20 protein-coding genes are annotated in these 21656 nt (G+C 62.8%); 7 read left to right on the top strand and 13 right to left on the bottom strand.

All coding sequences use genetic code 11. The annotated features are described in order from the left end of the window. The first annotated feature begins 61 nt into the window (after positions 1 to 61). On the top strand, positions 62 to 289 hold the full coding sequence (locus tag JYP46_RS17795; RefSeq protein WP_206543782.1) for a hypothetical protein: 228 nt from the start codon (positions 62 to 64) through the stop codon (positions 287 to 289). A gap of 23 nt (positions 290 to 312) precedes the next feature. Continuing rightward, entirely contained in the window at positions 313 to 1764 is a 1452-nt protein-coding gene (locus JYP46_RS17790) for a cryptochrome/photolyase family protein (RefSeq protein ID WP_206548864.1), read from the top strand. A gap of 11 nt (positions 1765 to 1775) precedes the next feature. Here the strand turns inward: JYP46_RS17790 and JYP46_RS17785 are convergent, their stop codons facing one another. Further along, positions 1776 to 2072, bottom strand: coding sequence for a Dabb family protein (locus JYP46_RS17785; protein ID WP_113156349.1), 297 nt, complete (start codon positions 2070 to 2072; stop codon positions 1776 to 1778). A 198-nt stretch (positions 2073 to 2270) separates the two neighbouring features. After that, entirely contained in the window at positions 2271 to 4247 is a 1977-nt protein-coding gene (locus tag JYP46_RS17780) for a bifunctional 2',3'-cyclic-nucleotide 2'-phosphodiesterase/3'-nucleotidase (protein ID WP_412033018.1), read from the bottom strand. 211 nt (positions 4248 to 4458) lie between these two features. On the opposite strand from JYP46_RS17780, the gene JYP46_RS17775 reads away from it, so the two are divergent. Next, positions 4459 to 5103 (top strand): 5-formyltetrahydrofolate cyclo-ligase, encoded by a 645-nt coding sequence (locus JYP46_RS17775; RefSeq protein WP_206548862.1) that lies wholly within the window; start codon positions 4459 to 4461, stop codon positions 5101 to 5103. Positions 5104 to 5151: 48 nt separating this feature from the next. Here JYP46_RS17775 and JYP46_RS17770 read toward each other — a convergent pair whose 3' ends face one another. Continuing rightward, complete coding sequence (locus JYP46_RS17770) at positions 5152 to 5625, bottom strand: Lrp/AsnC family transcriptional regulator (RefSeq protein WP_113155499.1); 474 nt, start codon at positions 5623 to 5625, stop codon at positions 5152 to 5154. Positions 5626 to 5776: 151 nt separating this feature from the next. On the opposite strand from JYP46_RS17770, the gene ald reads away from it, so the two are divergent. Further along, on the top strand, positions 5777 to 6892 hold the full coding sequence (gene ald / locus JYP46_RS17765; protein WP_206548861.1) for an alanine dehydrogenase: 1116 nt from the start codon (positions 5777 to 5779) through the stop codon (positions 6890 to 6892). Positions 6893 to 6985: 93 nt separating this feature from the next. Here ald and JYP46_RS17760 read toward each other — a convergent pair whose 3' ends face one another. The 5 genes from JYP46_RS17760 to JYP46_RS17740 all read right to left on the bottom strand — a co-directional run bounded on the left by JYP46_RS17760 (position 6986) and on the right by JYP46_RS17740 (position 10856). Further along, positions 6986 to 7459, bottom strand: a complete 474-nt coding sequence (locus JYP46_RS17760) for a DUF1203 domain-containing protein (RefSeq protein ID WP_206548860.1) — start codon at positions 7457 to 7459, stop codon at positions 6986 to 6988. Between the two features lie 83 nt (positions 7460 to 7542). After that, complete coding sequence (locus tag JYP46_RS17755) at positions 7543 to 8100, bottom strand: OmpA family protein (RefSeq protein WP_206543788.1); 558 nt, start codon at positions 8098 to 8100, stop codon at positions 7543 to 7545. Between the two features lie 114 nt (positions 8101 to 8214). Further along, entirely contained in the window at positions 8215 to 9066 is an 852-nt protein-coding gene (gene sseA / locus JYP46_RS17750; protein ID WP_206548859.1) for a 3-mercaptopyruvate sulfurtransferase, read from the bottom strand. Positions 9067 to 9081: 15 nt separating this feature from the next. Beyond that, positions 9082 to 9822 carry an alanyl-tRNA editing protein gene (locus JYP46_RS17745; RefSeq protein ID WP_210346631.1) on the bottom strand — a complete coding sequence of 247 codons (741 nt, stop codon included), beginning with the start codon at positions 9820 to 9822 and terminating at the stop codon, positions 9082 to 9084. Continuing rightward, entirely contained in the window at positions 9822 to 10856 is a 1035-nt protein-coding gene (locus JYP46_RS17740) for a cysteine synthase A (RefSeq protein ID WP_206543790.1), read from the bottom strand. Before JYP46_RS17740 ends, JYP46_RS17745 begins: the two co-directional genes overlap by 1 nt. A gap of 228 nt (positions 10857 to 11084) precedes the next feature. Between JYP46_RS17740 and JYP46_RS17735 the strand changes: the two genes are divergently transcribed. Continuing rightward, complete coding sequence (locus JYP46_RS17735; RefSeq protein WP_206548857.1) at positions 11085 to 11912, top strand: SDR family NAD(P)-dependent oxidoreductase; 828 nt, start codon at positions 11085 to 11087, stop codon at positions 11910 to 11912. A 6-nt stretch (positions 11913 to 11918) separates the two neighbouring features. On the opposite strand, the gene JYP46_RS17730 is transcribed toward JYP46_RS17735, so the two are convergent. The 4 genes from JYP46_RS17730 to ilvA form a co-directional block, all read right to left on the bottom strand. Further along, on the bottom strand, positions 11919 to 13130 hold the full coding sequence (locus JYP46_RS17730) for an MFS transporter (protein WP_206548856.1): 1212 nt from the start codon (positions 13128 to 13130) through the stop codon (positions 11919 to 11921). Positions 13131 to 13264: 134 nt separating this feature from the next. Continuing rightward, on the bottom strand, positions 13265 to 14635 hold the full coding sequence (locus tag JYP46_RS17725; protein WP_206543793.1) for a DEAD/DEAH box helicase: 1371 nt from the start codon (positions 14633 to 14635) through the stop codon (positions 13265 to 13267). Between the two features lie 280 nt (positions 14636 to 14915). Then, positions 14916 to 15452 (bottom strand): DUF1697 domain-containing protein, encoded by a 537-nt coding sequence (locus JYP46_RS17720; RefSeq protein WP_206548855.1) that lies wholly within the window; start codon positions 15450 to 15452, stop codon positions 14916 to 14918. Positions 15453 to 15461: 9 nt separating this feature from the next. Further along, the gene (gene ilvA / locus JYP46_RS17715; protein WP_206548854.1) at positions 15462 to 16748 is read right to left on the bottom strand and encodes a threonine ammonia-lyase IlvA; all 1287 of its coding nucleotides are present in this window, start codon (positions 16746 to 16748) and stop codon (positions 15462 to 15464) included. A 133-nt stretch (positions 16749 to 16881) separates the two neighbouring features. Here ilvA and JYP46_RS17710 point away from each other — a divergent pair, with 133 nt between their 5' ends. Next, on the top strand, positions 16882 to 18339 hold the full coding sequence (locus tag JYP46_RS17710; RefSeq protein WP_206543796.1) for a TrkH family potassium uptake protein: 1458 nt from the start codon (positions 16882 to 16884) through the stop codon (positions 18337 to 18339). Positions 18340 to 18420: 81 nt separating this feature from the next. Beyond that, positions 18421 to 19617 carry an alpha/beta hydrolase gene (locus tag JYP46_RS17705; protein WP_206548853.1) on the top strand — a complete coding sequence of 399 codons (1197 nt, stop codon included), beginning with the start codon at positions 18421 to 18423 and terminating at the stop codon, positions 19615 to 19617. A gap of 99 nt (positions 19618 to 19716) precedes the next feature. Here JYP46_RS17705 and ade read toward each other — a convergent pair whose 3' ends face one another. Then, positions 19717 to 21534, bottom strand: coding sequence for an adenine deaminase (ade, locus tag JYP46_RS17700; protein WP_206543798.1), 1818 nt, complete (start codon positions 21532 to 21534; stop codon positions 19717 to 19719). Positions 21535 to 21656 lie beyond the last annotated feature (122 nt).

The raw sequence follows: 21656 nt of genomic DNA, 5'->3' as shown, positions 1-21656 counted from the left end.
CAAACCGGCTTTTGCAGGTTGTGCTACGACAATCCCCAAGGGGCCAGAACGGGCGGGCACAATGAAACGGGAAAACGAAAAACAGGAAACCTTATCGGTCACGCTGCCGGCAAACATCATCGCCGCGCTTGACCGCTACGTCTCCACGCAGGATCAGGGCATCTCGCGCGAGGACGCGCTGATTTCGGCCCTGCGCGACTGGGCCATGCAAAATGGCCTCCTGCAAAGCGGCATGAATGGCGATGAAGGCTTGCGACCGGACCAGCTCAACGCCACAAACGACGACTGAACCAAAGCCGCACGGATAATCACATGCCCAATGAGAATGACCGGAACACGGTTCTGGTGCTGTTCCGGCACGATCTGCGCCTTTCCGACAATCTGGCGCTGTGCGCCGCCGCCAATGCCGGCCGGCCGGTCGCCGCCGCCTTCATTCTGGACGAGGAGAGCGAAGGCGCGCGCCCGCTCGGTGGCGCGCGGCGCTGGTGGTTGCATCACAGCCTCACGGCCCTCAGCAAGGATCTCAAGACGCTTGGCGTAAAACTCATCCTGCGCCGCGGCCCGATGGCGAAGACCGTGTCCGCCCTTGCAGAGGAAACCGGAGCCGCCTCGGTCTACTGGAACCGCCGCTACGACCCGCCCGGCATCGCCGCCGACACACAGATGAAGTCCGCCCTTCAGGAGGCCGGCGTCGAGGCGGAGAGTTTTGCCGGCCACCTTCTGCACGAGCCCTGGCGCATCAAGACCGGCTCCGGCGGTCCCTACCGGGTGTTCACCCCCTTCTGGCGCTCGCTGGTCGAGCATGTGCATCCGCGCACACCCGCCGACCGCCCCGGATCGCTAAAACCGTTCGAAGGCGACGTTACGGGCGATGCGCTCGAAGACTGGCAGCTTCTGCCCACCACCCCGGACTGGGCGGGCGGCCTGCGGGAAACCTGGACACCCGGCGAAGCCGGCGCCAGAGACCGCCTCATCGCGTTCCTCGATGGCGGCGGTGATGGCTACAAGACGCGCCGCGACCGGATGGGAGACGATGGCACCTCCGGCCTCTCCGCCCATCTCGCCCATGGCGAGATCACGCCCTTCCAGATCTGGCAGGCGCTTGACGGCACGGACGAGCTTGCCGGCGAAGACATGCTCACCTTCCGCAAGGAGGTCGGCTGGCGTGAATTCTGCTGGCATCTCCTGTTCCACAACCCGGATCTTGCGACGAAGAACTTCAACAGCGATTTCGACGCCTTCCCCTGGCACAGGGACGACCGCGCGCTCACAGACTGGCAGCGCGGGCAAACCGGCTATCCGGTGGTCGACGCGGCCATGCGGCAGCTCTGGCAGACCGGCTGGATGCACAACCGCGCGCGCATGATCGTCGCCTCCTTCCTCGTGAAGCATCTGGGGCTCCACTGGCGCACCGGCGAGGAGTGGTTCTGGGATACGCTGGTGGACGCGGACCCCGCCTCCAACCCGGCCAACTGGCAGTGGGTGGCGGGCTCGGGCGCGGACGCAGCGCCCTTCTTCCGCATCTTTAACCCCGTGCTTCAGGGCGAGAAGTTCGACCCGCAGGGGCGCTATGTGCGCGCCTTCGTGCCGGAGATCGAAAACCTCTCCGACAAGCACCTGCACCAGCCCTGGAAAGCGCCGGTCGAAGCACTCAGAAAGGCGGGCGTCAGCCTCGGCGAGACCTATCCCCGCCCCATGGTCGACCACAAGGCCGCACGGGAGAGTGCGCTCTCCGCCTACAAGTCGATCAGAAATGCAGACTGACGGGTCGCCCGTCAGTCCTTCTTTTTAGAAACGAAATCCGCCGCCATGCGAATCTCGCGCATGGGCCGCACCTTCGCCGTGCAGGCGTCGTAGACCGGATGGGCCTTGTAGGCCGCCAGCGCCGCCTCATCGCGGAACTCGCCATAGACGATCACATCCACCTCGGTGCCGATCTGGTCGACCTTGCGGTTGATGCCGATCTCGAAGAAATCCGAATGCGGAATCTCGGCAAGCATGCCGAGACCCTCGGCAATCCGCTCCACATCAGCCTCATCCTTTGCGCTGAAAAAAACGATGTGTCGAATCACGGGCATGTCTCCTGGAAATTGCGCCCGCAAATCGCGCCGACCGCCCGAAAAAGTCAATGCGCCCCAGCGTCACGCAAAGCGCGAACCGCCTGAATCACTTTATCCGCCGAAGCCGGCAAACACTTGCTTCAAAAGAAGAAAGGCCGGGCAAAGCGCCCGACCTCTCATCACCGATCATTATATTTAACCGACTACCGTTCAGAGCGTTATGCGGTAGAGCGCGAAACCTTCCTTGCCCTCGCCTGCCGGCTCGATGGAAACGCCCTCGACGCTCGAAGCGAACGCCGCGCCCTTCGGCCCGGTCTCGAACAGCACCGAGGTGTTTTCCAGCGGCTTGAAGTTCCAGTTGGCGTCGGCGGACGGGTTGATCGTGCCCTGTTCCACGATATAGCGCACGATCACGTCGCGGTTCGTGTCGGGCGCTTCGAAGATCACCTTGTCCGGGCCGATGCCGGGGAAGTTGCCCCCGCCCCCGCCACGGTAATTGTTGGTCGCGACGACAAACTTCTGCGCCGGATCGATGGCCGCGCCCTTGAACTGCAGATCGACGATGCGGTTCGAATCCGCGTTCAGAAGCTCGCCCTTGGGCGAATATTTTGCAGGCTGCGAAAGATCGATCCGGTAGGTCACCCCGTCGATCACATCGAAATTGTAGGACGGGAAGGTCGGATCGAGCAGTGGCTGGTCGGCCTTGCCCGGCTCCACCTGATTGAAGATGCCGGCCGACATTTCCAGCCATTCCTTCACATCCGCCCCGGTCACCAGAACCGCCTGCACCGTGTTGGGGTAGAGATAGAGGTCGGCGACATTCTTGATCGCCACATCGCCTGCCGGCACGTCCGTATAATAGTCGGGTCCGCCGCGTCCGCCGGCCTTGAAGGGGGCTGCCGCCGAAAGCACCGGCACATCCCTGTGCGCGCCATCCTTCAGCATGTCGGTGATGTACCAGGTCTGCGCCTGGCTCACGACCTGCACGGACGGATCATCCGCCACCAGCGCGAAATAGGAGTGCAGCGGCGCGGAGGTCTTGCCCACGGCGGTGCGCACATATTTCAGCGTCGCCTCGTGGTCCTCGCGCACCGCGTCTTCCACCTTGGCCACGCTTTCCACCAGCGGTTCGGCCTTGCGCTCCACGCGCTTGAAGATCGGCCGTGCCTCCGAGGTGGAGTTCACCACCCTCCAGCGATTGCCGTCGCGCTCAAGCATCAGGTCGATCAGCCCCAGATGCGAGCCCCAGAAACCGCCCATCACCGCCGGCTTGCCGGCAATCGTGCCCTTCGCATTGTCGACGCCTTCCAGCCCCTCGAATTTCGGGCCGGGGAAATCCAGATGGCTGTGCCCCGTCACGATGGCGTCAACGCCGTCAACACCGGCCAGAAGCAGCGAGGCGTTTTCAAGGTTCTCCTCATACTTCGCCGGGCCGATGCCGGAATGCGACAGCGCCACCACGATGTCGGCGCCCTCTTCGCGCATCTGCGGCACCCAGGCCTCTGCGGCCTTCACGATGTCGCGCGTCATGGCCTTGCCAGCCAGATGCTTCGAATCCCAGTTCATGATCTGCGGCGGCACGAACCCGATCAGGCCCACCCGGATCGGATGCTCTTCCCCATTGCCGTCCTTCACCTTGCGATCGAGGATCACATAAGGTTTCAGGAAAAGCGCGTCATCGCGCGCGTTGGCAGCGAGCTCGCCCTTGGTCACATTGGCGCAGACGAAGGGGAAGTTCGCGCCATCGAGCACCTTGAACATGAAGTCGAGCCCGTAATTGAACTCGTGATTGCCGAGCGTCGAGCAATCATAGCCCAGCGTGTTCATGCCCTTGATCACCGGATGAACATCACCCTCGCGCATGCCGCGCTCATAGGCGATGTAGTCGCCCATCGGGTTGCCCTGCAGGAAGTCGCCATTGTCGACGAGGATCGAATTCGTCGCCTCGGCGCGAATGTCGTCGATGATCGCGGCCGTGCGCGCCAGCCCCATCGTGTCGTTGGGCTTGTCGGCATAATAGTCATAGGGAAAGACATGCACATGCAGATCGGTCGTTTCCATGATGCGCAGATGCGCCTGATTGCCGGAAGCGCGTGCGGAAAACGGATGCATGAGAACCAGCGAACCGGCAGCCGCCGATCCGGCGAGGAAGGAGCGACGGGAAAGCAGGGCGTGCGGTCGGGTCATGGTCATCTCTCTTTCGATCTTTGAAACGGAAACAGCGATCAGTCATGATTGCGCTCTCGTGGCGAGACTTCCAGCAAAAACTCGTGACGCCCGGATGACAGGGCCATGGCACAAACGGCGCTTCACATGTCGCAGCGAGAAAAGCGCCTCAGCCGCCCGCCCCGCAGTCTTGATAAGCGCTGCACGGACAAAGCAGAGGGAGAGAAAAGAGATGAACACTTCTTCCGGCGACCGGGATTACGCGTCACCGCCCTGCTTCATGCATGAGCTGGCAAGCGGCGCACAGGCGGCTGATGCAGACCACTGGCCGGATGTCCGGCGCTGGCGCAAGGCGGCCCGCGAGCGCCTCATCGCCGAGCGTCTTGCCGTCCCGGCGAAATCCCGAAGCGAACTTGCAGAAGACATTGCCAATCAGCTCGACCGTCTCATCGGCGATCCCGCCGGCCGGGTGATCGGCCTCTACTGGCCGTTCCGGGGCGAGCCGGATCTACGCCCATGGCTTGCCCGATGCGCAGCGCGGGGAGCAGAGACCGCGCTCCCCGTCGTCATCGAAAAGGGCGCACCGCTCGTCTTCCGGCCCTACCGGCCCGGCGACACACTTGAACGCGGCGTGTGGAACATTCCCGTTCCCGCAACGCAGGCGGAAATCGCGCCTGATATCGTGGTTTCACCGCTGGTCGGCTTCGACGCCGCGCGCTACCGGCTGGGCTATGGCGGCGGTTTCTACGACCGCACCCTCGCCGCACTGGCGAAGAAACCGCTGGTCGTGGGCATCGGCTATGCCTTCTCGCAATTGCCGACCATCTACCCGCAGCCCCATGACATTGCGATGGATCACATAGTGACTGCCGGCTGACTGCGGGCGAGAAGATTTTGCCGTCAGGCGTCCCCGCCTGACCCCGGATCAGGACATTTCAGGCTTCAGCCCCAGCGCTGTGCGGTCCACCACTTCGCGAAGCGCAAAGGCCGAGTTGATCTTGATGACATGCGGCATGCCCGTCAGCCATTCCTTGTGAACGCGCTCATAGTCCTGCAGATCCCGCGCAGCGACCCGCAGAATGTAGTCATATTCGCCCGCCATCAGATGGCATGACACCACATTCGGGCAGCGCTGCACCGCCGCCTCGAACTCGCTCAACGTGCGTTCGAACTGGCCCGACAAGGAGATATGGACTATCACCGTTACACCATGTCCAAGGGCTGCATTCGAAAGCCGGGCATGGTATCCCTTGACCACGCCGCTCTTCTCCAGATTGTCGAGACGGCGCGAGCAGGCCGATTGCGACAGTCCGACCTTCTCGGCAAGCGCGGAATTGGAGATCCGCCCGTCCTGCTGCAATGCATCCAGAATGGCGATATCAATCCTATCCAGGGCCATTTTTCGAATTTCCTTCTACGAACGCGATATTTCGCGCAAGGAATAGCGAAAATCGCCAGATACTGCAAACGAGTTCGCAAAGACGTTCGGTCTTTTTTGTGGTCTCATCGATTGAGCCAGAAAATTCGCACACATGTTGGAGGAGACAAGGATGCGTGTCGGCTGTCCGAAAGAAATAAAGAATCACGAATATCGCGTCGGCCTTACGCCGGGGTCCGTACGCGAATATGTGGCGCATGGGCACGATGTGCTCGTGGAAACCGGCGCAGGCGCAGGCATCGGCGCCGATGACAACGCCTATCGCGCCGCTGGCGCAACCATCGCCAAAACCGCTGAAGACGTCTTCGCCAAATCCGACATGATCGTGAAGGTCAAGGAACCGCAGCCCCCGGAATGGGTCCAGCTGCGCGAAGACCAGATCCTCTACACCTATCTCCACCTTGCGCCCGATCCGGAGCAGACACGCGGCCTGATCGCATCCGGCGTCACCGCCATCGCCTATGAAACCGTGACCGACGCGCGCGGCGGCCTGCCCCTGCTTGCCCCCATGTCCGAGGTTGCCGGGCGTCTCGCCATTCAGGCCGGCGCAACCGCGCTTCAGAAGGCCAATGGCGGCCGCGGCGTGCTGCTTGGCGGTGTGCCCGGCGTGCTGCCCGGAAAGGTCGCCATCATCGGCGGCGGCGTGGTCGGCCTCAACGCCGCCAAGATGGCCGTCGGCCTCGGCGCGGATGTCACCATCATCGACCGCTCGCTCCCGCGTCTGCGCGAGCTGGACGACATCTTCAATGGCCGCGTCCATACGCGCTACTCCACCGTCGAGGCGCTCGAGGAAGAATGCTTCTCGTCCGACGTCGTGGTCGGCGCAGTGCTCATCCCCGGCGCAGCCGCGCCCAAGCTCGTCAGCCGTGAAATGCTGTCGGGCATGAAACAGGGCGCCGTGCTTGTCGACGTTGCCATCGATCAGGGCGGCTGTTTCGAGACCTCGCACGCCACCACCCATTCCGACCCCACCTATGAGGTGGACGGCATCATTCATTACTGCGTGGCGAACATGCCGGGCGCGGTTCCCGTCACCTCCGCCCATGCACTGAACAATGCCACGCTGCATTACGGGCTCCAGCTTGCCGACAAGGGCCTCAAGGCGCTCGTCGACGATCAGAACCTGCGCAACGGTCTCAACGTCCACAAGGGGCGGATCACCAATCAGGCTGTCGCCGACGCACTGGGCTACGAGATGGCCGAAGCCCGCTCCGTGCTCGCGGCCTGAGCCCGGCAAGACTTTAGCTCGGCAAGACTTTCCTCCTAAACTTGCCCGCCGGAAACGGCGGGCATTTTTTCGTCTGATCCCCAGAACCACACTTCAGGCGCGTTCAATGCGCGCCTGATAACAATTGTACTTTGCCGAGCGCACATGCAGATAAGCGATGTCATCGCGCTGCAGAAGTTCATGCGCCCGGGTGCAGATATGCTGCTGCGGAACAACGTCACCCGTCCCGTAGACGATGCGGTCATCATCTCCGTAGCCGCGCAGAAGCCATTGCGTTCCAGCGCGCAGAAGGTCGGGCATCACATCGCATTCCTGCGCCCGCTCACAGGCTTCCGCACACAGAAAGACCGGTCCCGTCTCGGCATAGGGTTGCAGATCGGGAAACGGCCTGTAGGCGAGGATAAGATAGGGTTTCCCTTCAGGAACGGTGCGCAGGCAATGGCGGCAGGGAACCCCGCGGCCCGTGGAGATTCGCCGTTCCGGCCTCCGCCCATAGGCATCGGGCACACCATTGCGATACGCCCGCGCAACATCGCTGTCCATGGCGACAAATCTGATCAAGCCCATCATTGCTCTCCTTCAAAGGTGTTGGAGAGCAATGTGCCGGGCGAGACCGGGGCTTCCCACCCGATTCCCGCCCAATGCGCCTGTCAGCGCAGGAAATCGTCGATGCGCCGCAGGGTCACACGCCGGTTGCGCCAGTTCTCCTGGCGTGTCGGCACCAGCAGGAACTCCTCGCCATAGCCCACCGTTTCCAGCATGCGCGAGGGCACGCGGAACTCACGCACCAGAACCCGCCTCAGCGAATTGGCCCGGCGCTCCGAAAGCTGCTGATTGTAGGCGAATGACCCGACCGCATCCGTGTGGCCTTCAAGCAGCACAACCGTTCCCGGCCTGCGACGACGCAGGCGATGCAGGGCGTCTGCAATCTCTTCCACCTTCCGGAACTGCGAATAGGGTATCTCGGCTGAATCGAAGCCGAAATTGATGGCCTGAATGTCGATGGATGGCGCGCGCCGGCGCAGCTCCGGTCGCCGCTTCAGCTCCCGCACCGTCACACGGTCCTGCGGGCGCACGCGCTGCGCGGGCGCGGCTTCCAGACTGCGCTGGATGCGAGAGGCCGAAGGCATCTGGGATTGCGCCATGGCAGCGCCCGGCATCAATGCGGCGGCAATGGCCGCTCCCAGCATCTGGCGACGGTTCAGCATGGAGGATTCCTTTCAAAGACATGCGTCATCATTGCGCACATCTTCATCGAACCCCGCTGAATTTGCGATGAACGCCCCGTTGCGAAACGTTCAGCCGCTTCACATCCCGGATCGTCAGGCCTCTCCGGTCTCCACAGGCGTGTCTGCGCGTCCGCCCCACTCGCTCCACGAACCATCATAGAGCCGGTGGTCGGAATGGCCGACCGTTTCGAGCGCCAGCGAGATAACAGCCGCCGTCACACCCGATCCGCAGGAAGTCACCACGGGCCGCGAAAGATCGACGCCCGCCCCTTCGAAAAGCGCGCGCAGCTCGTCCGGCGGCAACAGGCGTCCATCCCGCGAAAGTGCGGAGGCGGGCACATTGCGCGCGCCGGGCATGTGGCCCGAACGCATGCCTGCACGCGGTTCCGGCTCGGCACCGGTAAAGCGGCCTGCCGGACGCGCATCGGCGATCTGCGCCGTCGCATCCTCCACCAGTTGAAGCATCGCCTCAAGGCTCGCCACCCGCTCTTCGTCCAGCTTGGCGTTGAACACCGCCGGAGCCGTCTGGACCGGTTTGTCCGTCAGGGGCCGTCCCTCGGCGCGCCAGCCATCGAGCCCGCCATCCAGCAAAAGCACATTCTTTGCGCCCATCACGCGGAACATCCACCAGACGCGCGGCGCGGAGAAAAGACCAGGCCCGTCATACACGACAATGGTGTCGTCTTCGGAAATCCCCATCGCGCTCACATGGCGCTGGAAGGTCGCGGCATCCGGCAGCGCATGCGGCAGGTCCGTTTCGGGATGCACCACAGCGTCCTGATCGAAGAACACAGCGCCGGGAATGCGCCCCGCCTCATGCTCGACGCGCCCATCCCTGCCATGCGCCGGCAAATACCAGGACGCATCGACGATTGAGAGGCCCGGCGTCTCCAGTCGTTCTTCCAGCCATGACGGCGATACCGTGAAGCGGCTTTTCTCGCTCATTTTCTTCTCTCAGTCTCAGTTTGCTGGAAGTGGTCCGAAGCGCAGGCGGAAACGACGGTTTTCGCGCCCTTTCTTCTCGATCTTGCCGATATGGATTTCGCCCACTTCCGACGTGCGGGCCACATGCGTGCCGCCACAGGGCTGGCTGTCGACCGACGCCTCGTCGCCAATGCACACGAGCCGGATGCGCCCTGCCCCCTGCGGCGGACGCACATTCTTCGACTTCACCAGCTCCGGATTGGCTGCAAGCTCCTCCTCGCTGATCCAGCGGGTGAAAACCGGATGATCTCCGTTCACCAGCTCCATCAGGCGGGCGGTCACGTCTTCCTTGGTGACGCTCGCATCGGGTAAATCGAAATCGACGCGCGAATCCGTCTCGCTCACCGATGCCCCGGTGATCGGGAAAGGGCAGACCACACTCAGAAGATGACAGGCCGTGTGCATGCGCATCAGCCGGAACCGCCGGTCCCAGTCAATGGCGAGCTGCAGCGTCTCGCCCACTTCCGGCAGGGCCTGTTCGGCGGCCGGCACGTGAATGATCTCGTCCTTGGTCTCGCCCGTCACCGTCGCCGCCACATGAATCAGCGATCCATCCTCGCGCGTGAACCTGCCGGTGTCGCCCGGCTGCCCGCCGGACGTGGCGTAAAACATCGTCCGGTCGAGCAGAATGCCCCCACGGTCATTGATGCCCACCACCCGCGCTGCGCCATCGCGCAGATAGGCGTCTTCGCGGAAAAGCGTCTCGGTCGGCGCCATCACGCGACCTCCTCGAAAGGAATGTCGATTTCCGGCGCGCCTTCCATCCAGCCGGGCGCAGGCAGTCCCTTTTCACGCAGGAACGCGGGATTGAAGAGCTTCGACTGGTAGCGCGTGCCATGGTCGCAGAGCACCGTCACGATGCGGTGTCCCGGCCCCAGTTCGCGCGCCAGACGCATTGCGCCCGCAATGTTGATGCCGGTCGAGCCGCCAAGGCAAAGCCCCTCCTCCTGCACCAGATCGAAGACGATGGGCAGCGCCTCTTCATCGGGAACCTGAAACGAGAAATCGGGCGTGAACCCTTCAAGATTGGCGGTGATGCGTCCCTGCCCGATGCCCTCCGTGATGGAGGTGCCTTCGGACTTCAGCTCACCCTGCGTGTAATAGCTGTAGAGCGCGGCCCCCATCGGGTCGGCAAGCGCCACTTTCACGTCCCGGTTCCGGCCGCGCAGGCCATCGGCCACGCCGGCCAGCGTCCCGCCGGTTCCAACGGCAGAGACAAAGCCATCCACCTTGCCGCCGGTCTGCTCCCAGATCTCGGCAGCCGTCGTGTGGATGTGGCCATCGCGGTTCGCCACATTGTCGAACTGGTTCGCCCAGATCGCGCCGTTCGGCTCGGTCCTGGCAAGCTGCGCTGCAAGCCGGCCCGAAACCTTCACATAGTTGTTCGGGTTCTTGTAGGGCACCGCCGGAACCTCGATCAGTTCCGCGCCAAGCACCCGCAGCGCATCCTTCTTTTCCTGGCTCTGCGTGTCGGGGATCACGATCACGGTGCGATAGCCAAGCGCCTTGGCAACCAGCGTCAGCCCGATGCCGGTGTTGCCGGCCGTGCCCTCCACGATCACGCCGCCCGGCTTCAGAAGCCCGCGCTTTTCCGCGTCGCGAATGATGAACAGTCCGGCCCGGTCCTTCACCGACTGGCCCGGGTTCATGAACTCGGCCTTGCCGTAAATCTCGCAGCCCGTCTCCTCCGAGGCCCGCTTAAGGCGGATCAGCGGCGTGTTTCCGATGGCGTCCACAACCGAGTGCTTCATGTCGTCCTCTTTGAATTTTTGCGGAGGTTAAGAAGCCCGTTCCTGCCTTGCAAGGAGGGATTTTTTACAAGACGCCGAAAGCACGCAAAGCTATCGCGTTTTGTAATTGCTTCACGAACGAACAAATTCCGACAATAAGTTGAGGTTTTTCAGCGATTTCTAGCCCTGATACGCTTTTCAATCCATCACCCGCCCGTTAAGTCTTGCCTGCGAGAAAGAGGGGATGGGATGGCGCTTTATCGGGCCAGTCCAAATGATGGCATTGCGTGGGTCACCGGTGCGAGCACCGGGATCGGCCGTGCGCTTGCGATTCATCTTGCCCGCAATGGCTACACGGTCGCCGCCACGGCGCGCGCCGAAGACGGCCTCGCTTCCATCACCGACGAGGTGGAAAACCTGAAAGGCCGCATCTTCGTCTTTCCGTGCGATGTGATGGACGAAGCCGGCATGGAGCGCACCGTCGCCAATATCGAGAAGTCTCTCGGCCCCATCGTGCTCGCCGTCTTCAACGCCGGCACCTATCTGCCGGTTCGCGGCGACCGGCTGGAGACGACCAATTTCGTCCGCAGCTACCAGATCAATGTTTTTGGCACGCTGAACGGGCTCGTTCCCCTGTCGGACCGCATGCGCGACCGTGGTTTCGGGCAGATCGTGGTGATGGGATCGGTCACGTCCTTCTTCGGCATGCCGTCTGCCTCGGCCTATGGCTCCACCAAGGCCGCCCTCAACAATCTCATTGAGGGGCTGCGCTTCGATTTCGAGAAGCTGAACATCCGCACGCAGATCATCAATCCGGGCTTTGTCGCCACGCCACTCACCGACAAGACCAGCTTTTCGATGCCGGCGCTTCTCACCGCGCCGGATGCCGCGCGCCGCATCGCCAATGGCATCAGCCGGGGCGGCTACGAAATCACCTTCCCCAAGCGGCTTGTCTGGCCGCTGAAATTTCTGCGCATGTTCCCCAAGCCCGTGGTCTTCTTCGTCATGTACCGCCTGACAGGCTGGAACAAGCGCCCGCTCGGCCCCCGCAAAAAGCGCAGCAGGGCCGCCGGCTGATCCGGGTCAGGTCCGCGCCCGCTCCACTTCCGGCGGCGCATCCCTGCATGCCAGATAGATCGCCAGCGAAAGCGCAATCAGCACCGCATAAAAGATGAACAGCGTCTGGTAGGCCGCCACCGGGTCACCCGGCACGACCGATGCCGCCACAACGCCACCGGTCAAAAACTGCATCACGCCCGCGCCGCCGACGGAGAAGAAGTTGAGCAGCGTCACGCCGCGCCCCGTCAGATGGGCCGGCACAAAGGCCCGCCCATGCGCCATCAGAAGGCCATAGCTCGCGCCACACACGCCGATCACCACGAACACGACCGTCGTGATGAAGATCGTCGAAACCGGCATGAAGGCAAGCAGCACGATTGCCATGAGCCCGATCAGATTACCCCCGACCGCAACCCATTTCCGGGTTTTGAAGAACACATCCAGCGGCCCGTAGACGAAACTGCCCGCCGACATGGCAAGCGCCATGAACAGCGTCACCTGACCGATCAAGAGCGCATCGGCGTTGTAGACATCGGCCAGATAGGGCCCGGCCCAGAGCCCGCGTATGCCGGCCGCCGGCGCATAGTTGAGCGCAGTCAGCGGCAGGATCGGCCACAGGACGCGCAGCTTCAAAAGCTCCGCATAACCACGAAATCCAAAGCCCGCTTCACGCGCAGCCTGTGTGTCGGTCTCCGGATCGCGCACCAGAAACTGGATGGCGATGCCGGTCAGAATGGTGAAGCCCCCCAGCCCCGCCATCACACCGCGCCAGCCAAAGGCTTCAGCGGCAGCGGCCATCGGCGCAGACCCCACCACATTGCCCATCGTGCCAAATGCGATCAGCCAGGAGATCAGAATGGTCAGGCGCGCCGGCGAGAAGGTTTTTGCGAAAATGAAAACGGAGGCCATCAGCACGGCGGAGCAGCCAGCGCCGTTGAGCACCATGGCGAAAATGATTGCCCACGGCCCCGGCGCCATTGCGAAGAGCAGCGCGCCACCGCCGCCGCAAACCGCCAGCAAAAACGCCGCCGTGCGGCGCGGGCCGTAACGGTCGAGCGAAACGCCGACCACGAATTGCATGAGCGCGAAAGACACAAACCATGCGCCCGACGCCATGGAAAGCTGGGCTTTGGTGGCGCCCAGCTCGCTGGTCAGTGCAGGTGTGAGAACGGCCAGAAACGACCGGTAGAATTGCGACAGGACGTATCCTATCGCCAATGCCGCAAGACCGGCCATGCTTTCGCTGCTCCCTCCTCCGTCTGGCTAAACCGCCAGATGTTTCTGGCCTAGCCGAACGATGCCGGAGGGACAATTGGGCCAGACCGGCCTATCGGCCGATCAGCCCTTTTGAAGAAGCCCGAATGCCGGGCTTATGCCGCGTGCGCGCCGGGGCGTTTGCCGCGGGTGCGGCGACGGCGACGGACCGGCTTGTCGCCTTCGGACTGACGCTGCTCGCCCTGCTGCGCCTGCGGCTTCGCACCGTGACGCGGCTTTGGCTTCCGGTTGTCGCCGGCCTTGGCAGGCTTCTGCGCATTGCGGCGCTCACCGCCATTGTTGGCAGGCGCGGGGCGCGGTGCGGGGTCGGGCTCCGACGTGTGGTCCGCCACCAGCGGAAGGCGCATGCGGATGATCTTCTCCACGGCCTTCAGCTTGTCAGCCTCAGCCGGATCACACAGCGTGACCGCCTCGCCGGATGCGCCGTTGCGGCCGGTGCGGCCAATGCGGTGCACATAGCTTTCCGGCTGGTCGGGAAGGTCGAAATTCACCACATGGCTGATGCCCGGAACGTCGATGCCGCGCGCGGCAATGTCGGTCGCCACGAGAATGCGCACCGATCCGTCACGGAAACCGTTCAGCGCACGCTGGCGCGCATTCTGCGACTTGTTGCCGTGGATCACCGCCGCCTCGAAGCCGTCACGGCCGAGATCGCGGGTCACGCGGTCCGCGCCATGCTTGGTGCGGGCGAAGATGATCACCGAGCGCATGGCTTCGTCGGCCAGCATGTCGGAGAGGATTTTGCGCTTTTGCTTGGTGCGCGCCATCACCAGCCGCTGGGTGATCTCGCCTGCCGTGGTGGATTCCTTGGCGATCTCCACCCGCAGCGGATTGTTGAGCAGGCTTTCGGAGAGCTTTTCCACTTCCTTGGGCATGGTGGCGGAGAAAAGCGCCGTCTGCCGTTCGGAATGCGTGGCGCGCGCAATGCGGCGCACATCGTTGATGAAGCCCATATCCAGCATGCGGTCGGCTTCGTCCAGAACCAGCCAGCGCGTTTCCGACAGCGAAAGCTCGCCCGAACGCACGATGTCGGTCAGACGGCCCGGCGTCGCCACCAGAACGTCGACACCCTGTGCGAGACGACGAACCTGGCTGTTGCGCGAAACACCGCCCAGCACCAGCGCCGTGGAGAGATGGGCGTGGCGGGAGAGTTCACGCACCACATCATCGATCTGAACGGCCAGTTCGCGCGTCGGGCACAGGATCAGCGCCCGCGCCGTCTTCGGCTTGCGCTTGGTGCCAAGCGCGATGATCTGCGAGAGGATCGGCAGCGAAAAGGCTGCCGTCTTGCCCGAGCCCGTCTGGGCAATGCCCAAAACGTCGCGTTTCTCGAGCATGGCCGGAATGGCCTTTTCCTGAATTGGCTTGGGCGTTACGAACCCCACCCCTTCGGCCGCCTTCAACAGGTTGCCGGAAATTCCAAGATCAGCGAAACCGATCTGTTTCGCATTGTTGTCATTGGTCACTATGCAATCTTTCCTATGCCGGCGTCCGATGACGCCGCAATGATACGTGGCAGGGCGCAACCTGCCGAATAAATGTTTGAATGAACGACGTGACGAGGGGTGTCTCACCCACACGGCTGCGCTGTCGCGCCGGCTTTGCCGGCTTGAGCCTCACCCTTGGGTAAAGGCTTCAGACGCAACCAGTCTTTGAAGAAAGCCAGCATAACCAGCCCATGCGTCTGCGCGTCATATGGGGCATTGGCGGCAAAAGTGCAAACGCTATTTTGTGCACCGCAGTATCTCACTCGTCTCTGGCAAGTTTCGCCAGCGCCAGCATACTCCGCCAGTTGCGCCCCGTCATCGACAGTTTCAGCGTCGGCTCCATTTTCGGCACGAAGCGCGACTGCCCCATGCCGTCGGGCGTGTGGAGATAGAGCGTGCGCCCGCTGACGCGAACCTCTTCCGTGCCGGTGATCTTCGCCTGAAGCGTTGCCACATCCGCTGCCGCCGGCTCCCGCTCCAATGCATAGACATGCACCCTGGTCGGCTCGTCAGCAGCCTGCGGAAACGGATTTCCGGCAATCATCGCATCCCAGTCGTTTAGACTGCGCACCATGATCGCCTTGTCGAATCCCATCTTCGCACGCACCAGATCGGCCACCTTTGCCCGCACCGCCTCTTCCCCGGACGGGGCGGTCAAAACCGCATTGCCGCTATTGATGTAGGTCGCCACATCCTGAAAGCCGCCCTCGCCCAGCACCGCGCGCAGCTCCTTCACGGGAAGCTGCGTCGCGCCGCCAACGCCGCGAAAGAGAACGATGTATCGGGTTGCGGCCATGTTGCGTCCTCAGATGATCAGCCCGGCAATCGTGTCATTGTTGGTGATGTCCTGATAGGCCCAGCCTGCCCCGTCGAAACGTTCGGTCAGAACGTCGAAATTATCCCGGTTCTTGGTCTCGATCCCGATCAGGACAGAGCCGAAATTGCGCGCCGACTTCTTCAGATACTCAAAGCGCGTGATGTCATCCTCCGGCCCCAGAAGGTCGAGGAAGTCACGCAGCGCGCCCGGGCGCTGCGGAAAGCGGAAGATGAAATACTTCTTCAGTTCCTCGTAACGCAGCGCCCGCTCCTTCACATCCGGAAGGCGCTCGAAATCGAAGTTGCCACCCGACACAACGGCGATCACCGTGCGCCCTTTGAGAACCTCCGGCGAGAAGTCCTTCAGCGTGTCAATCGCCAGCGCGCCCGCCGGCTCCAGCACCACACCCTCGATGTTCAGCATCTCGATCATGGTCGCGCAGAGCCGGTTCTCCGGCACCAGATGCACGGCCTCCGCATCGAATGTCTTCAGATGCGAGAACGGGGTTGCGCCGATCTCGGCCACCGCCGCGCCATCGACGAAATTGTCCACCCGGTCGAGCCGCACCGGCCGGTCCTGAACCAGCGCCTGCTGCAGGCTGGCCGCCCCTTCGGGCTCCGCAAAGGCGAAAGCGCCCGCCTGTCCCGCAGTCCTCAGATAACGCGTCACACCGGACGCAAGTCCGCCACCGCCCACGGGCAGAATGACGAGGCTGTCATCCATCCGCACGCCGTCAAACGCCTTGATCTGCTCGGCGATCTCGCGGCCAACCGTCGCCTGCCCCTCGATGATGTCGGGATGATCGAAAGGCGGCACCATCGCGCCGCCGCTCTCCTCGGCAAAATCCAGCGCCGCGCGAAGGCAGTCGTCAAAGAAATCGCCGATCAGGCGGATTTCCACGAACTCGCCGCCGAAGATGCGGGTCTTGTCGATCTTCTGCTGCGGCGTCGTCACCGGCATGAAGACCACGCCCTTGCAGCCAAAATGCCGGCAGACATAGGCAAAGCCCTGCGCGTGATTGCCTGCCGATGCGCAAACGAAGGTGCGCTCCGGCCCGCCCTCGGCCATCGCCTTGCGGAAGAAGTTGAAAGCACCGCGGATCTTGTAGGAACGGACCGGCGTCAGATCCTCGCGCTTCAAGAAAACCCGCGCCCCGGTCTTCTTCGACAGATAGTCGTTCTCCTGAAGCGGCGTTGCAGCAAACAGTGACCGCAGGGCCTCTTCAGCCTCCGCGACAGCCTCAACGAAGTCGGTCTCGTTCGTTCCTGCACTCATGCGTCTCTTGCCTATCCAGTCCGTGTGTCCTACGGGCTATTGCATATCAGGGCGCGTGACGCCACTCTCGCGCCAGGGAGGGGACCGTTTCCCGGATACAGACGCTTATACCGAGCAGCCTGAGGTTCACCACTTGCAGTATCTCGCCGTCCGCGCCGCGCTCCACATTGCGGCGGTTTTTGCCATCTATCTCGCGGCTGCCATGCTCATACCGGCGGCGGTCGATCTTTATTACGGCAATGACGACTGGCGTGTCTTCGCCTTCTCCGCGCTGTTCACCGGCGGGCTCGCCATCGGCGTTTCGCTCGCCACCCAGGGCCGCCCGCCCGTCATTTCCTCCCGTTTCGGCTTTCTGGTCGTCAACCTTCTGTGGATGACCGCCTGCATCGTGGGCGCCGTACCCCTGCTCGCCTCTTCGGTGGAATTCAGCGTCACCGACGCCTTCTTCGAATCCGTCTCGGGCGTCACCGCAACCGGCGCAACCGTCATTGTCGGCCTGGATGGCATGCCGCCGGGCCTTCTCCTGTGGCGCTCCATCCTGCAGTGGATCGGCGGCCTCGGCGTGATCGCGCTCGGCCTGTTCGTCCTGCCCTTCCTGAATGTCGGTGGCGTTTCCTATTTCCGCATCGAATCCTCGGACATCGCAGACCGCCCCTTCGACCGGTTCTCCACTTTCGGGCTCGGCCTGGTCAGCATCTATGCGCTTTTGACGCTCGCCTGCACCATCGCCTATGCGGCAGCCGGCATGCGCGCCTTCGACGCCGTCAATCACGCGCTCACCACCATCGCCACTGCCGGCTTCTCCACCCATGACTCCTCCATGGGCTTCTATGCCGACAACCCAGCCATCCTGTGGATCAGCACCTTCTTCATGTTCGTGGCGGCGCTGCCCTTCTCCATCCTCATTCTGTTTGCCCTGCGCGGCAGGCTCGATGCGCTTCGTGATCCGCAGATCCGTGTCTTTGCCGGATATGTGGTCGTGTTCGTGCTGGCGGTGGCCATCTATCTGCGCATCGTCCACGACCACACTTTCTTCGCCGCACTCACCCATTCGGCGTTCAACTTCGTGTCGATCATCACGACCACCGGCTATGCCAGCTCGGATTATTCACAGTGGGGCGCGTTCGCAGTCGCGGCCGCCTTCGTCGCCATGTTTCTCGGCGGCTGTTCCGGCTCCACGACAGGCGGCATCAAGGCCTATCGCTTCCTGATCCTGTTCAAGCTGATGGCCAATGGTCTGCGCCGCTTCGTCTATCCAAACACCGTCGTCACCGTGCGCTATGGCGACCGCACAGTGGATGACGACCTGCAGCGCGCGGTTGTTCTCTATATTTCGGCCTTCTTCGTCATCTGGGCCGTCATCATTCTCATTCTCGCGGCCACCGGGCTCGATTTCGTCACCGCCATCTCCGCCGCCCTCACCGGCCTCACCAATGTCGGCCCCGGTCTCGGCCAGGTGGTCGGCCCCGCCGGAAGCTTTGCGCCCCTGCCGGATCTGGCCAAATGGGTCGTCGCTTTCGCAATGCTCATGGGACGGCTCGAGATTCTCGCCGTGCTCGTCATCTTTGCACCGGTTTTCTGGGAAAAGTGACCTCCACAAGACGTCGCTTTCCCGCTAAGGATGAGCGACGTCGAACCTTCCGATCCTCAGGGCAAGCAAAGACTGTATCCAATGCCGTTTCGAAAGCTTCAACGCCCGTTCGCGTTTTTGTTCATCCTGATGGTGGTCATGGGCTGCGCCAACCAGAAGCCCTCCCGACTGATCGCGCAGACCATGGCGCCAGCACGCACCGATCAGATCGAAGCCACGCACGAGATTTTCATCGCCACCAACCGCGCTGCCGCCGAGGAACCGGGTGAACTCTTCTCCGGTCGCCGCCTTGCGCACCAGGGCGCGCCCAAGGCAGCCTTCGCGCATGTCGACGTGTCCATCCCCAAGGTGCACGAAACCGGCAAGCTGGAGCTTTCGCCCAATCCCGATGTGGCCGATCCGGCGCGTTATTTCACGGCGCAAAAGGCGGTCCTCTATCCGGATGCCAGCGATTTCGAGGCGGCCCTGAAGAAAAGTATCGCCACCCATGACGGTCGCGCTCTCGTCTTCATCCACGGCTACAACACCGGCTTCGACGACGCGGTCTATCGCGCAGCCCAGATCTTCAACGATGCCGATTACAGCGGCACGCCGATCATGTTTTCCTGGCCATCCGCAGGCCGCATGCTCGATTATGTCTACGATCAGAACAGCGCCACCACCGCCCGCGATGCGCTGGAAGAAACGCTCCGCCTGGTGGTTCGCGCCGGCGCAAAACGCATCGATATCGTTGCCCATTCCATGGGTAGCTGGGTCACGATGGAAGCCCTGCGCCAGCTCGCCATTTCCGGTGACCGGGATCTGGGCGGACGTCTCGCCGACGTGGTTCTCGCCTCTCCCGATCTCGACATCGATGTCTTCAAATCTCAGATGCGTCGCTATGGCGTGCCGAAAAAGACCTTCCTCATCCTGACATCGCAGAACGACCGCGCTCTTACACTGTCCGGTTTCATCGCCGGCAATCAGCCCCGGCTAGGCGACTACAGCGACGCCAAGGAGCTGACCAATCTCGGCGTAGTCGTGGTCGATGTGACCAAAGTGTCTTCAGGCGACTGGCTCAACCACACCAAATTTGCCGAAAACCCGATCCTTGTCCGCCTTCTGGGCGAGCGCCTTTCCAGCGAAGGCAATCTGAACGCCAGAGATCACGACGCCGTTGCCGGCAAACTGGAAACGCTGGTGCGCGGTCTCGGCCAGACGGTCGGCACTGCCGCCGATATCGTCATCACCACACCGCTCACGGTCATCGATCTGGCCACAGGTCCGGCCCGGCGTTAAGAACGAACACGGAAGCGCGTAAAATCAAGAGATTAGACGCGCTTCCAGACTCAAGACGAGAAGCATTTGAAGGGCATTCATCGAGAAATGACGCGCCCTTTAAAGGAACAGATCGACCTTCTGGAAGCTCGTCACGTCGATGATGCCGGTATCGGAGATCCTGAGTTCCGGGATCACCACCAGCGCCAGAAGCGAGTGCTGCATATAGGCGTTGTTCAACGTGCAGCCCATGTCGCGCATGGCGTCGGTCAGCTTCGCCGCCTTCTGCGCCACCACTTCCGCCCGCTCATCCGACATCAGCCCGGCAATCGGCATCTCCACCAGCGCCAGCTCGCGCCCCTTCGAGAACAGCACGACGCCGCCGCCCACTTCGCCAAGACGGTTGGCCGCTTTGGCCATGTCATCCTTGTTGGTGCCGACCACGATCATGTGGTGTGAATCATGCGCCACCGTCGAGGCCATGGCGCAGTCCTGCATGTAGCCGAAGCCCGAAACGAAACCGTTCGTCACATTGCCCGTGCCGCGATGCCGCTCAACCAGCGCGATCTGACAGACATCATTGCGCCGGTCCATGGCGACGATGCCATCCTCGACGCCAAGCTCTGCCTCCAGCGCCCGCGTCGGCGCCTGGTTCTCGATCACGCCGATCACCCGCGCCCGCACATGGTTTGCGCCCTCGGGCGCAGCAATGTCGAAATCCTGCGCCGCAAGGCTTTTGCCAAGCCGCACCGTGTTCTTGGCCTTTGCCGGATAATCATAGGCCGGAATGTCCGCTTCCAGCCGCCCTCCCCGCGCCAGCCTCACGCCCCGCGCGAAGACGTCATCGATCACGAGTTCCGCCAGATCCGAAACGATCAGGAAATCCGCCCGCCGTCCGGGCGCGATGGAACCCAGCTCCCGCTCCAGCCGGAAATGCTCTGCCGTGTTGATCGTCGCCATCTGGATCGCCGTCACCGGCTTCAGCCCCTGCGCGATGGCGTGGCGCACCACGCGGTCCATATGGCCGTCATTCACCAGCGTTCCCGAATGGCTGTCATCGGTGCACAGAATGAAATTGCGCGGATCGAGCCCCTGCTCCGTCACCGCCTTGATCTGGCTTGCCACGTCATACCAGGCAGAGCCCAGCCGCAGCATGGCCTTCATGCCCTGACGCACCCGCGCAATCGCGTCCTCGGCGCGCGTGCCCTCATGGTCGTCTTCCGGCCCGCCGGCCACATAGCCATGGAACGGCAGTCCCAGATCGGGCGAGGCATAATGTCCGCCCACGGTCTTGCCCGCCGCCACGGTGGCCGCAATCGCGCCCGTCATGGTGGCGTCATTGGCCGCAACGCCCGGAAAATTCATCACCTCGCCAAGCCCGATAATGTTCGGCCAGCCCATCGCCTCGGCCACGTCTTCGGCGGAAAGTTCGGCCCCGGCATTCTCCAGACCCGGCGCGGAAGGCACGCAGGAGGGCATCTGCACGAACACGTTGATCGCCTGCGCCATCGCCTCGTCATGCATCAGCCGCACGCCATCAAGGCCCAGCACATTGGCGATCTCATGGGGATCGATGAACATGGAAGTGGTGCCATGCGGGATCACGGCGCGGCAGAATTCAGTCACAGTCACCATGCCGCTTTCCACATGCATGTGCGCGTCGCACAGGCCCGGCACCAGATAGCGCCCCATCGCGTCGACCACCTTGGTCTTCTCACCGATGGCGTGGCTCGCGTCCGGCCCGCAATAGGCAAAGCGGCCTGCAACAATGGCAATGTCGGTCGCGGGGATCACCTCGCCCGAATGCACATTCACCCAGCGGCCATTGCGCACCACAAGATCCGCCTTCTGGCGCCCCATGGCCACATCCACCAGCTGCGGCGCGACCGCCTGCCAGGGTTTGAGATCGGTGGAAGGCACAGGCTTGGTGTCGGGCATGGATATCCTCCTGATGGAGAGCGCACTTTCGCAAACCCGCGCCGCGCGCGCCAGCCCTCACGTCAAACAGTCAGCGGAAAGAATGGGAATTGCGTCACCGGGACCGTCATATGCCCATGGGG

The sequence above is a fragment of the Nitratireductor aquimarinus genome (assembly GCF_017255295.1).
Taxonomy (GTDB): domain Bacteria; phylum Pseudomonadota; class Alphaproteobacteria; order Rhizobiales; family Rhizobiaceae; genus Nitratireductor; species Nitratireductor aquimarinus.
The sequence above is the reverse complement of the archived record's forward strand: the minus strand, read 5'-3'. Positions and strand labels throughout refer to the sequence as shown.